At 42.0% G+C, this 13,356-nt stretch carries 9 protein-coding genes; all 9 read left to right on the top strand.

What is annotated here, in order from left to right; translation table 11 throughout:
• The first annotated feature begins 42 nt into the window (after positions 1 to 42).
• Entirely contained in the window at positions 43 to 561 is a 519-nt protein-coding gene (rimM, locus tag ACYVQ1_RS03680; RefSeq protein ID WP_060971504.1) for a ribosome maturation factor RimM, read from the top strand.
• On the top strand, positions 551 to 1,270 hold the full coding sequence (gene trmD, locus ACYVQ1_RS03675) for a tRNA (guanosine(37)-N1)-methyltransferase TrmD (protein ID WP_060972852.1): 720 nt from the start codon (positions 551 to 553) through the stop codon (positions 1,268 to 1,270). The genes rimM and trmD overlap by 11 nt, the downstream gene beginning before the upstream one ends.
• Position 1,271: 1 nt before the next feature.
• On the top strand, positions 1,272 to 2,270 hold the full coding sequence (locus ACYVQ1_RS03670) for an NAD(P)/FAD-dependent oxidoreductase (protein ID WP_461249963.1): 999 nt from the start codon (positions 1,272 to 1,274) through the stop codon (positions 2,268 to 2,270).
• Between the two features lie 99 nt (positions 2,271 to 2,369).
• Positions 2,370 to 4,784 (top strand): DNA translocase FtsK, encoded by a 2,415-nt coding sequence (locus tag ACYVQ1_RS03665; RefSeq protein ID WP_461249964.1) that lies wholly within the window; start codon positions 2,370 to 2,372, stop codon positions 4,782 to 4,784.
• A 215-nt stretch (positions 4,785 to 4,999) separates the two neighbouring features.
• The gene (pulA, locus tag ACYVQ1_RS03660) at positions 5,000 to 7,195 is read left to right on the top strand and encodes a type I pullulanase (RefSeq protein ID WP_461249965.1); all 2,196 of its coding nucleotides are present in this window, start codon (positions 5,000 to 5,002) and stop codon (positions 7,193 to 7,195) included.
• Between the two features lie 169 nt (positions 7,196 to 7,364).
• Positions 7,365 to 9,245 carry a 1,4-alpha-glucan branching protein GlgB gene (glgB, locus tag ACYVQ1_RS03655; RefSeq protein WP_461249966.1) on the top strand — a complete coding sequence of 627 codons (1,881 nt, stop codon included), beginning with the start codon at positions 7,365 to 7,367 and terminating at the stop codon, positions 9,243 to 9,245.
• Between the two features lie 190 nt (positions 9,246 to 9,435).
• The gene (locus tag ACYVQ1_RS03650; protein WP_461249967.1) at positions 9,436 to 10,578 is read left to right on the top strand and encodes a glucose-1-phosphate adenylyltransferase; all 1,143 of its coding nucleotides are present in this window, start codon (positions 9,436 to 9,438) and stop codon (positions 10,576 to 10,578) included.
• Complete coding sequence (gene glgD / locus ACYVQ1_RS03645) at positions 10,568 to 11,704, top strand: glucose-1-phosphate adenylyltransferase subunit GlgD (RefSeq protein ID WP_037601795.1); 1,137 nt, start codon at positions 10,568 to 10,570, stop codon at positions 11,702 to 11,704. Before ACYVQ1_RS03650 ends, glgD begins: the two co-directional genes overlap by 11 nt.
• Positions 11,701 to 13,131, top strand: a complete 1,431-nt coding sequence (glgA, locus tag ACYVQ1_RS03640) for a glycogen synthase GlgA (protein ID WP_070576885.1) — start codon at positions 11,701 to 11,703, stop codon at positions 13,129 to 13,131. Before glgD ends, glgA begins: the two co-directional genes overlap by 4 nt.
• The last annotated feature ends 225 nt before the right edge of the window (positions 13,132 to 13,356 follow it).

The raw sequence follows: 13,356 nt of genomic DNA, 5'->3' as shown, positions 1-13,356 counted from the left end.
GTGGTTTCATTCGAATAAGAAAACATATAATAAGGAAATTCAATGACATACTATAACGTTGGAAAGATTGTGAATACACAGGGCTTGCAGGGGGAACTTCGTGTTTTGTCTGTAACAGATTTTGCGGATGAGCGTTTTAAGAAGAAGAGTGTCCTAGCCCTTTTTGATGACAAAGACAACTACATCATGGATGTTGAGATTGCGAGTCACCGTAAACATAAAAACTTCGATATCGTTAAGTTTAAGGGGCTTTACCATATCAATGATGTGGAGAAGTATAAGGGCTGCAGCCTCAAGATTGCTGAGGAAAATTTAACAGACCTTGATGATGGGGAATTTTACTACCATGAAATCATTGGCCTTGATGTTTACGAAGGTGATACTTTGATTGGTCAGGTCAAAGAGATTCTCCAACCGGGTGCTAATGATGTTTGGGTAGTAAAACGTAAAGGTAAGAAGGATTTGCTCTTGCCATACATCCCACCTGTAGTTCTCGATGTTGATGTTGCAGCTGGACGTGTTGAGGTTGAGCTCATGGAAGGATTAGACGATGAAGATTGATATCTTGACCCTATTTCCAGATATGTTTGCTCCCTTAGAGCATTCCATTGTTGGTAAGGCAAAGGATAAGGGCCTTCTAGAAATCAACTATCACAATTTTCGTGAAAATGCGGAGAAGGCTCGTCACGTAGATGATGAACCTTACGGTGGCGGTCAAGGTATGTTGCTACGTGCCCAGCCAATTTTTGATACCTTTGACAAGTTAGACGTCACAAAACCTCGCGTTATTCTCTTAGATCCTGCCGGTCGTACCTTTGATCAGGCCTATGCAGAAGAATTGGCGCAAGAAGAGGAATTGGTCTTTATCTGTGGTCACTATGAGGGCTATGATGAGCGCATCAAAACCTTAGTGACGGATGAGATTTCCTTGGGAGATTTTGTCTTAACTGGGGGAGAGTTGGCTGCAATGACTATTGTAGATGCGACTGTCCGCTTGATTCCTGAAGTTTTAGGTAAGGAAGCTAGTCATAAGGATGATAGTTTCTCATCAGGGCTTTTGGAATTTCCACAGTACACGCGCCCAGCTGAGTTTCGTGGCATGAAGGTGCCAGATGTTCTCTTGTCAGGGCACCACGTCAATATTCGACGTTGGCGTATGGAACAGAGTTTGCGTAAGACCTGGGAGCGTCGACCAGACCTCTTGGAAAACTATGACTTTACGGATGAAGAACGTCAGATTTTAGAAGAGATAAAAGCAGAAGGGAAATAAAATGTCAGAAGAAAAGATTTACGATATTACCATTATCGGTGGTGGGCCAGTAGGACTTTGGGCTGCCTTTTACGCCGGTCTACGTGGTATGACTGTTAATATTATTGAGAGTCTGTCAGAGCTTGGTGGACAACCTGCCGTTCTCTATCCAGAGAAGAAAATCTACGATATTCCAGCCTTTCCGCAAACGACAGGTGCGGAATTGACAGAAAATCTCTTGACTCAACTTAAGCGTTTTGAAGATCGTGTCAGCATTCATTTGAAAGAAGAAGTGCAAACCTTTGAAAAGAAAGAAGGCATCTTCACAATTGCTACTAGTAAGGGCCGACACTTGTCTAAGGCTATCGTCATTGCTTGTGGGAATGGTGCCTTCGCTCCCCGTCCTTTGGGTGTGGACAATGAAGAAGATTATGCGGACAATAACTTGTTCTATAATGTGCATAGTCTTGACCAATTTGCCGGCAAGAAGGTTGCGATTGCTGGTGGTGGAGATTCAGCTGTTGACTGGGCTAATCACTTGGATGGGATTGCTGAGAGCGTGACTTTGATTCACCGTCGTGATGCCTTTCGTGCCCATGAGCATAGTGTAGAGCTTCTTCATCAATCGTCAGTTAATGTGATGACGCCTTATGTGCCACTTGAAATTAAGGGTGAAAATGGTCTTGCCCAAAGTTTGACCGTTCAAAAAGTTAAGTCAGACGAGGTTGTGGAATTGCCACTTGATGCCCTTATTGTTAGCTTTGGCTTCTCAACCAACAATAAAAACCTTCGTAACTGGAATGTTGACTTTAAACGCTCTAGCATTACTGTCAATGCCCAGTTTGAAACCTCACAAGAAGGTGTTTATGCTATCGGTGATGCGGCAGAATATGAGGGTAAGATTGATTTGATTGCTGTGGGAATGGGTGAAGCTCCTATCGCTATCAACCAAGCTATCCAATATATTGATCCGGATGGTAAGAATCGTCCGGTTCACTCAACATCATTAATTGAAGAATGATGTCAAAAGAAGGAAAGTCTCAAAAAAAGACTTTGTCTTCAATCTAAGGAGAGACCTGTCTCTCTTTTTTCATGTCTAAAAACGTGGTATAATACACCTATGGCTACAACGAAAAAAACGAAAAAAGGGTCGACTTCTAAGAACAGTAAGAAGCGGCTTACAAAAGCAGAATTAGACAGACAGAAGGCGATTAAGCGAATGCTATGGACCTTCTTTTTTGCCTTTGTTTTAATTTTCCCAGTCTTTCGATTGGGTTTCTTTGGGGTTACCCTCTATAATCTCTTTCGAGTATTTGTGGGGAGTATGGCTTATCCTTTAATTTTTGCTATCTATGTTTATCTCTTTGGCTTTAAATGGTTACGTAAACATAGTAACTACGTAACAGGATTTTGGATGGTCTTCGCGGGTCTCTTGTTGGAGTTTCACGCCTATCTCTTTAGTCTAGAACGCATGAGTGGTCTGGATATTTTCCCTGGTACCAAGGACTTGCTTTTTGGGGAACTGGTCAGTGTGCAAGTAGCTCGTTTTGCGGGTGGTGGTATGTTGGGGGCTCTCCTATACCAACCGATTTCCTTCCTCTTTTCAAATATCGGTAGCTTCATGATTGGGGTATTGATCATTCTCTTGGGTGCCTTCATTCTTAGCCCTTGGGATGTCTTGGATATCATGGAGTATGCTAAGGAAGCTTGGCAGAAAGGGGCTGAGAAGCGTTTGGAACGGACGGCTCAACGTCAGGAAAAGAAGGCAGAACGTCAGGCTCAGAAAGAACGTGAGGCGGAAGAACGTGCCGAAGCCGAGCGTCTGGCTGATTTAACTGTTGACGAGGAGACGGGAGAAATCTTAGATGATGCCGCAGAGGAGTTACCACAAGAAACTGAGATTTTTGCACCTGAACCTGAAATCAGTGATTATGCCTCTGAGGGCTACTATGATAATCTCCCTCCAGAGGATTATGAGGATTTCCAAGAAGATTATGCACCTTATCCAGACGATGTGCCAACCGAGGAGTTTCCGCCATCTATGGTTGTTGAGGGAGATGATGCACCTGTCGAGGTTGATTTCACACCGAAGGAGCTCTTACAGTATAAACTACCTCAGATAGATCTCTTTGCACCTGATAAGCCTAAGAGTCAATCTAAAGAGAAAAACATCGTTCGTAAGAATATTAGAATCTTAGAAGATACTTTCAAGAGTTTCAATATTGACGTCAAGGTTGAGCGAGCTGAAATTGGACCATCAGTGACCAAGTACGAGGTCAAGCCTGCTGTTGGGGTTCGTGTTAATCGCATTTCAAATCTAGCTGATGACTTGGCTCTGGCTCTAGCTGCGAAAGATGTCCGTATTGAGGCCCCTATTCCTGGAAAATCTTTGGTTGGGATCGAAGTGCCTAACTCTGAGATTGCGACGGTTTCTTTCCGTGAACTTTGGGAACAGTCCAAGACGGATCCTAATAAGCTCTTGGAAGTTCCTCTCGGTAAGGCAGTTGATGGCTCGGCTCGTAGCTTTGATTTGGGACGGATGCCTCACTTGCTGGTGGCTGGGTCAACAGGTTCTGGTAAATCGGTTGCGGTTAACGGAATCATCTCTAGTATTCTTATGAAGGCTCGTCCTGACCAGGTTAAGTTCCTCATGGTCGATCCTAAGATGGTTGAGCTCTCTGTTTATAATGATATTCCTCATCTCCTTATCCCTGTGGTGACCAACCCACGTAAGGCCGCCAAGGCTCTTCAAAAAGTGGTAGATGAGATGGAAAACCGTTACGAACTCTTTAGTAAGTTTGGCGTACGTAACATTGCTGGCTACAATGCCAAGGTTGAAGATTGGAATGCCCAATCCCAAGAAAAACAGATTCCCCTACCTTTAATTGTGGTTATCGTTGATGAGTTGGCTGACTTGATGATGGTAGCTAGTAAGGAAGTGGAAGATGCCATCATTCGTCTGGGACAAAAAGCGCGTGCTGCGGGAATTCACATGATTCTCGCCACTCAACGTCCGTCGGTTGATGTTATCTCTGGTTTGATTAAGGCCAATGTGCCTTCTCGTGTGGCCTTTGCGGTGTCTTCGGGAACAGATAGTCGTACCATTTTAGATGAAAATGGGGCAGAAAAGCTACTCGGACGTGGGGATATGCTTTTCAAACCGATTGATGAGAACCACCCTGTTCGTCTACAAGGTTCCTTCATCTCTGATGATGACGTGGAACGTATTGTGACCTTTATCAAGGACCAGGCTTCAGCCGACTATGATGAGAGCTTTGACCCTGGTGAAGTTTCTGAGAATGATTTTGGTGGAGGTTCGTCTGCCAATGGTGGTAGCTCAGAAGGAGATCCTCTCTTTGAAGAAGCTAAGGCTTTGGTCCTTGAAACACAAAAAGCCAGTGCTTCCATGATTCAACGTCGTCTGTCAGTTGGTTTCAACCGTGCCACTCGTTTGATGGAAGAATTGGAAGAAGCCGGCGTTATCGGACCAGCTGAAGGTACCAAGCCACGTAAGGTTTTGATGACTCAAGAATAATGAACTGGAAAGAGTCACGAGCCTGGTTTTGAAAGGAATTAGAACAGATAAAAGAAATGAGAAAAATGAGTATTTTACCATTTGTTTTCTCATTCTTTTTTTATGTTCAAAATAAACCAAAAAATTGCAAAATATTCCATAAGAGCGCTTACAAAACGAACATTTTCTGCTATAATAGGAGAAAGAGTGAGTAATAAAAACTAAGGAGTTAAAAAATGGACAATTTATTAACCGTTCATTTTCATAGTATGCATGGCGACTATTCCCGATATAGTATGTGGAAGTGGCTAGATGGTTATTGGGGCGAAGAGGCCCATTTTTCACGTGAGGATGATTTTGGCCTTGTTGGTCAGGTTACTTCTCCCTCCAATCGTTTTATTGATTCTGTCAATCTTTTGGTCAAAACGGAAGACTGGTCGAGGCAAACACATGATTATCGTGTCCGACGCTTCCTAGGGGATGCTCCCAATGCTATTTGGATAGTTGAAGGTGATCCAACGGTTTATTATTCTAAACAGGCAGCCTTGACTAGCCATAGTTTTGAGGGTCGCGACCAGCATGCCTTTGATATGGCTCTTCGTAGACAGGAATTTGATCAAAAGTGGGCTTTTCAAGGCTGGTTAGGGCATAAGTATGAAAAAGGGGCTACAGAGTTTCGCCTTTGGTCCCCACTAGCTCGTCGTGTGCAGCTCTTACTTTTTAAAAAGGGCAGTAAAAATCCTAAGGTCATTAAGATGAGTCGAGGAGCCAGCGTCAATAAGGACCGTCATGAGATGAATACTCACGGTGTTTGGAGTGCCACTGTCAAAAAGGATTTGGATGGGGTAGCCTACCAGTTTCGTGTTTATCATGAGGAAAGCTTCTATCAGGATACGAGAGACCCTTATAGCATCGCCCTTAGCTTAGATAACAAAAAAAGTTTAGTGGTCAATCCTAAGCGACTTGTACCAAGAGGGTATGAAAAGGTAACGAAGCAAAAAGCGAGCTGGCGTAATGCAAATGCTTGCTCATCCGTTATCTGTGAAATGCACCTCCGTGATTTCTCAATCTCAGAGACGTCTGGTGTTAAGAAGTCCTATAGAGGGACATACCTAGGTGCCTGTCAGAAAGGGACTAAAAATGCCCAAGGAGATGTGACTGGTTTTGATTACCTCAAACGCATGGGTTACAATTATGTCCAGTTGCAACCGGTCTTTGATCACCATAAAACCTACGATAAAGATGGGAAGCTTCTCTATAACTGGGGGTATGATCCTGAGAATTATAATGTCCCAGATCGTCAATTTGCTGCTGATCAAAAGAATCCCGTGGCACCAATTTTAGAGCTTAAGAAGATGATTCAGGCCTACCATGAGGAAGGCATTGGGGTCATCATGGATGTGGTTTATAACCATACTTATTCTTCTTACAGCTCTCCCTTCCAACTGTCTGTGCCGGCCTATTACTACCGTATGCATGACAATGGGTCTTTCCAAGACGGGTCAGGATGTGGAAATGAAACAGCCAGTGAAAAGGAAATGTACCGTAAGTATATGATAGATTCTTTGACCTATTGGGCAGAAGAATTTGGAGTGGATGGTTTCCGTTTTGACCTTATGGGCTTGCATGATGTTGCTACTATGAATGCCATTCGTTCGGCCATGGATGATATTGATTCTAGGATTCTTCTATATGGTGAAGGATGGGATATGGGAATTGGTCTTCCTGTGGATCAAAAGGGCAAGAAGGATAATGCAGCCCTGATGCCTAGAATCGGATTTTTCAATGACAATGCGCGTGACGCCGTTAAAGGGGCAGAAGTCTATGGACACATCAGTAACGGCTATGTGTCTGGAGCCCCATTGGAAGACCAGATTGCCAAGAGTCTACTTGGTAGCCGTGGTTTTGTAAACTACCTCATGCCAGGTCAGGTCCTCAACTATATCGAGGCGCACGACAACTACAATTTGAATGACCTTATGCATCATCTGCATCCACATGATTCGCCAGAAGATATTGAAAAACGTATCTACTTGGCAAATGCTCTTAATCTAAGTATGCAAGGGTTGTGTTTCATGCAGTTGGGACAAGAATTCCAGCGTAGTAAGATGGTTGCAACAGGTGAAGACGGAAACTACACGGAAGCGGATGTTATGCGTGCCATGAATAGCTACAATGCTCCTGATGCCGTTAATCAGGTGGATTGGAATCAAGTGACCCTTAAGAAAGACTTGGTTACTAAAGTTGCCAAATTAATTGAGCGTAAGCAAACTGTACCAGAATTGTCATATCGTTCATATGCAGATATTTACGATAATCTCTATGTCGCAAAAGCGGAGTACGATTCAGGTATTGTTGAATTGCACATTTCTGGAAAATTACGTAAGACTTTTGTGTTCAATAATATGAAAAAAGATTTGGATATTTACTGACAAGGCAGTCAAAAAATGCTATAATATAGGAAACGCTTACACAAGCAGTTTTATTCGCTTGTGAGCCCTATCAATCTGAAGGGTTTTCTAGTGTATTTACATATATTTCAATGTTTTAATTTCTTGATAGTTAGATCTATCAAGACTAGTTTAAGGAAGGAGTGATTGTATGAATCTCGATGAAGCCATGTACACGTTTGGAACAGGTGAGAACTTCCACCTTCAGAATTATCTGGGTGTGCATGAATTGGAGGGTGAAGAAGGATTTGTCTTCCGTGTGTGGGCCCCTCATGCTGAGCAGATTCAGGTAATCGGAGATTTCACAGGTTGGTTTGATGAACCTCTGGATATGACTAAAAACCATATCGGCGTTTGGGAGGCTACTTCAGCTCTCCCTGAAGAAGGACAGATTTATAAGTTCTTGGTAAAACGTAAGGGTGGTCAAGTAGTTGAAAAGATGGATCCTTTTGCTACTTATTTGGAACCACGTCCAGGAACAGGAGCTGTCATTCGTAAGAAGAAAGCTAAGAAGTGGAAAGATGGCCTTTGGATGGGGCGTCGCAAACGCTTTGGCTTCCAAAAACGTCCGGTTAATATCTATGAAGCTCATGCATCATCTTGGAAACTAAAAGAGGATGGTCAACCTTATACTTTCAAAGAATTGAAAGAAGAGTTGATTCCATATTTGGTTGAGATGAACTATACCCACGTGGAATTCATGCCACTCATGGCTCACCCTCTTGGGATGAGTTGGGGTTACCAGCTCATGGGTTACTTTGCTTTTGAGCATACCTATGGTACACCAGAAGATTTTCAAGATTTTGTTGAAGCATGTCACCAGAATAATATCGGTGTCTTGGTAGACTGGGTCCCAGGTCACTATACACAGAATGACGATGCTTTAGCCTACTTTGATGGTACACCAACTTTCGAATATCAGGATCACGATCGAGCTCATAACTATCGTTGGGGAGCGTTGAACTTTGACTTAGGAAAAAATCAAGTACAGTCTTTCCTTATTTCAAGTGCTCTTTACTGGATTGAAAATTATCATATCGATGGTATCCGAGTGGATGCAGTTTCAAACATGCTCTATTTGGACTATGATGAGGGTCCATGGATGCCAAACAAGGACGGTGGTAACCGTAACTTGGAAGGCTATGGCTTCCTTCAAAAACTCAATCGTGAGATTAAAAAACGCTATCCAGATGTCATGATGGTTGCGGAAGAATCAACTGCAGCAACACCAATTACACAACCGATTGAAGAGGGTGGTCTAGGTTTCGACTTCAAATGGAATATGGGTTGGATGAACGATATCCTCAAATTCTACGAAGAAGATCCAGTTTACCGTCAGTACGATTTCAATCTGATGACCTTTAGTTTCATGTATTGCTTCAATGAAAACTATGTTCTACCTTTCTCACATGATGAAGTAGTTCATGGTAAGAAGAGTATGATGCATAAGATGTGGGGGGACCGCTACAATCAGTTTGCTGGCCTACGTAACCTCTATGCTTATCAACTCTGTCACCCAGGTAAGAAATTGCTCTTCATGGGATCTGAATTTGGTCAGTTCTTAGAGTGGAAATATGATTACCAACTGGAATGGGGAAATCTTGAAGATGAGATGAACCAGAAGATGCAGGCTTTCACTAGCCATATGAATGGTTTCTACAAGGACCATAAATCTCTCTGGCAGATTGATGATTCTTACGATGGTATTGAAATCATTGACGCGGATAACCGTGCTGAAAGTGTGCTTTCCTTCATTCGTAAGGATGACAAAGGCGATAAGGGTGACTTTCTCGTCTGTGTTTTCAACCTAGCTCCAGTGGAACGTCAAGACTTCACTATTGGATTGCCAGTCGCTGGTATTTATCAAGAAGTACTTAACACTGAGATGGAAGAATTCGGTGGTGTCTGGAAAGAAGGAAATCCTGAAACTCGTACCCAAAAGGCGAAGTGGAAGGATTATGAAAATACCCTTAGCTTCACATTGCCAGCTCTTGGAGCAAGTATCTGGCGTGTTAAACGTCGCTTGAAATAAAGGCTAGACTTAAACGTGTACACGATTTGTTTTTCAGTAGTGGTAGCAAGGAAGTCACGGTTGAAAGAAGCTGTTTGATGCCCAAACTATTGCCACACTGAGGAACTTACTTTAATTGTCATAATCAGTTTCAACTGATTGTCTCACATCCTTTTGAGGATGGAACTAAAAATCATGAGGGGGACTATTCATGAAAAATGAAATGTTGGCTTTGATCCTTGCTGGTGGGCAAGGAACTCGTCTTGGAAAATTGACCCAAAGTATTGCCAAACCTGCTGTTCAATTTGGTGGACGCTATCGTATTATTGACTTTGGTTTGTCAAACTGTGCCAATTCAGGAATTAACAATGTAGGTGTCATTACACAGTATCAACCACTTGCTTTGAACAGTCATATCGGTAATGGTTCAAGTTGGGGATTGGATGGTGTTAACTCTGGTGTATCAATTCTTCAACCTTACTCAGCTAGCGAAGGTAATCGTTGGTTTGAAGGTACCAGCCACGCTATTTATCAAAACATTGAGTATATCGATAGCATCAATCCTGAATATGTTTTGATTTTGTCTGGTGACCATATTTACAAGATGGACTATGATGATATGCTCCAATCTCACAAAGATAACAACGCAAGTCTTACTGTCGCCGTTCTTGATGTGCCACTTAAAGAAGCTAGCCGTTTCGGTATCATGAACACTGATGCTAATAACCGTATTGTTGAGTTCGAAGAAAAACCTGAAAACCCTAAATCTACGAAAGCATCAATGGGTATTTACATCTTTGATTGGAAACGTCTTCGCAATATGTTAGTATCAGCTGAAAAGAGTTCAGTTGATATGTCAGACTTTGGTAAGAACGTTATCCCAGCTTATCTTGAAACAGGTGAAAGCGTCTTTGCTTATGAATTTGAAGGCTATTGGAAAGACGTAGGTACTATCGAATCCCTTTGGGAAGCAAATATGGAGTACATTTCTCCTGAAAATGCCTTGGATAGTCGTAACCGTCAATGGAAAATTTACTCACGTAACGTGATTGCTCCACCAAACTTCTTTGGTGAGAATGCTCATGTTGAAGATTCACTCGTTGTTGATGGCTGTTTGGTTGATGGAACTGTTAAACATTCTGTGCTTTCAACAAGTGCACAAATTCGTGAAGGGGCAGTCGTTGAAGATTCAGTGATTATGAGTGGTGCAATTATTGGTAAAGGTGCAAAAATTAAACGAGCTATTATCGGTGAAGGTGCACACATTTCCGATGGTGTGGAAATTGACGGTACAGAAGAAGTGCAAGTCGTAGGATACAATGAAGTAGTGGGGGTACCAAAAGATGAAGATTGATAAATATTCTGCAATTCTAGGAAATACCGTAGGATTCCATGACATGGGTGGTTTGACTGAGCACCGTCCTATTGCCAGCCTACCATTTGGCGGAAAATATCGCCTCATCGACTTCCCGTTGTCTAACTTGGCTAATGCTGGTATCCGTAGCGTCTTCGGAATCTTCCAAAACGAAAACATCAGTTCTGTCTTCGACCATATTCGTTCAGGTCGTGAGTGGGGCTTGTCTACTCTTCTCAGTCACTACTACCTTGGTATTTACAATACTCCTGTTGAAAGCTCAACTGTTGATGAGGAATACTATCGTCAAATTTTGACTTACCTTAAACGTTCAGGCTCAGATCAGACTGTAGCTCTTAACAGTGATGTTTTGGTCAACATTGATCTTAACCAAGTTTTCCACCTTCACAATACAACAAAACCAAAAGTTACTGTGGTCTACAAAAAACTTCCTAAAGAACTCATTTCAGATGTAAACAGCGTTTTAGAAATTGATGACTCTGACAAAGTGCTTGGCCATGAGCTCTTCCAGGGTGGCGATAAAGAAGTTTACAATATGTCTACAGACATCTTTGTTGTGGATACACCATTCTTGATTGAAAAATTGGAAGAAGAAGCAGCTAAAGAAGAACCTCGTAAGCTTCGTTATGTACTTCGTGATTTGGCAGTTGCTGAAAATGCTTTTGCTTACGAGTACACTGGTTACCTTTCAAATATCCACTCAGTAAAAGCGTACTTTGATGCTAACTTGGATATGCTGGAATCACAAAAATTCTATAAACTTTTTGCACCAAACCAAAAAGTTTATACAAAAGTTAAAAATGAAGAGCCAACATACTATGCAGACTCTTCTGAAGTTAAGCTTTCACAATTTGCATCTGGTTCGATTGTTCGAGGTAAAGTTGAGAACTCAATGATTTCACGTAATGTTGACTTTTCTGAAGGTTCTAGTGTTAGCCATTCAATTATCTTCCCACGTGTTAAAGTTGCTAAAGGCGCAACAGTTGAATATGCTATTGTGGATAAAGGTGTTGAAATCGCTGAAGGTGTTACGGTTCGCGGTACAGAAAACAACCCAGTTATCATCAAAAAAGGTAGCGTTGTAACAGAGGATATTGTACGATGAAAATTTTATTTGTAGCAGCAGAGGGTGCACCTTTCGCTAAAACTGGTGGTTTGGGTGACGTTATCGGTGCTCTTCCTAAATCTCTAGTCAAAAATGGTCACGAGGTTGCCGTAATTCTCCCATATTATGATGTGGTTTCGGCTAAATTTGGCGATCAGGTTGAAGACCTTGGCTTCTTCTATACAAATGTTGGTTGGCGTCGTCAATATGTCGGCATCAAGAAAATTGTCCGTGATGGTGTGACCTTCTTCTTCATTGATAATGAACAGTATTTCAACCGTGGTACGGTATACGGTGAGTGGGATGATGGTGAGCGTTTTGGCTTCTTCCAAATGGCTGCCCTTGAGTTGATGGAAAAAGTGGACTTTATTCCAGATATTCTCCATGTTCATGACTACCACACAGCCATGATTCCATTCCTTCTTAAGGAAAAATACCATTGGATTCAAGCTTACCAAGGTATTAAGACAGTCTTCACTATCCATAATATTGAGTTCCAAGGTCAATTTGACAGTGGTATGCTTTGGGAAATCTTTGGTGTTGGTTACGAGCGTTATGCTGATGGTACTCTCCGTTGGAATGACTGCCTCAACTGGATGAAAGCAGCCGTTCTTTACGCAGACCGTGTAACAACAGTATCACCATCATATGCGGGTGAAATTCAAACACCTGAATTTGGTAAAGGCCTAGATCAAATCATGCGCATGGAATCTGGTAAGTTGTCTGGTATTGTTAATGGTATCGATACGGACCTCCTTGATCCAGAAACAGATGCTCACATTCCTTATCATTTCTCAGTGGATGATTTGTCAGGTAAAGCCAAAGACAAGGCAGCTCTTCAAGAACGTGTTGGTCTCCCAGTTCGTGAAGACGTTCCATTGATTGGTATTGTGTCACGTTTGACTGACCAAAAAGGTTTCGATTTGGTTGTCAACGAACTTCACAACATCTTGCAACATGATGTTCAGATTGTTCTTTTGGGTACTGGTTACAGCGACTATGAGAATTCTTTCTCTTGGTTTGGCCATGCTTATCCAGAGAAAATGTCTGCCAACATTACTTTCAACCTAGAGTTGGCTCAACAAATTTATGCTGGTTGTGACATTTTCCTTATGCCTTCAGCCTTTGAACCATGTGGCCTCTCTCAAATGATGTCTATGCGCTATGGTACCTTGCCAGTGGTTAGCGAGGTTGGTGGTCTTCGTGATACTGTTGAACCATACAACCCTGTGACAGGCTCAGGTACAGGATTCTCATTTGGTAACTTCTCAGGTTACTGGATGGTTCAAACCCTTGAAAAAGCTCTCGATGTTTACGAAAACAATGCTGATGCTTGGAAACAACTCCAGCACAATGCTATGACACGTGACTTCTCATGGGATACAGCAAGTTTGGCATATGTTGATTTGTACAAACAATTAGTATAATTTCAAAGATAACTTTTCTCGGAAGGGAAAAGTTATCTTCGTGTAAAGCGTTTAAAAACACTTCTATATAATCTTGACAAAAGTCAGGATAGCATCTCTCAATCTTGCTGATAAAGCAATGAAAGAGAAGATATCTAAAAATCTGAATAGAAGACTAACTCTAATCGTCTTATAATAAATCTGACTGTTTTGATAGTTTTGTAAATAAAGATTTTGAAATATCTG

The organism is Streptococcus parasalivarius, from assembly GCF_054785155.1.
This window is presented reverse-complemented; position numbering and strand designations above follow the sequence as displayed.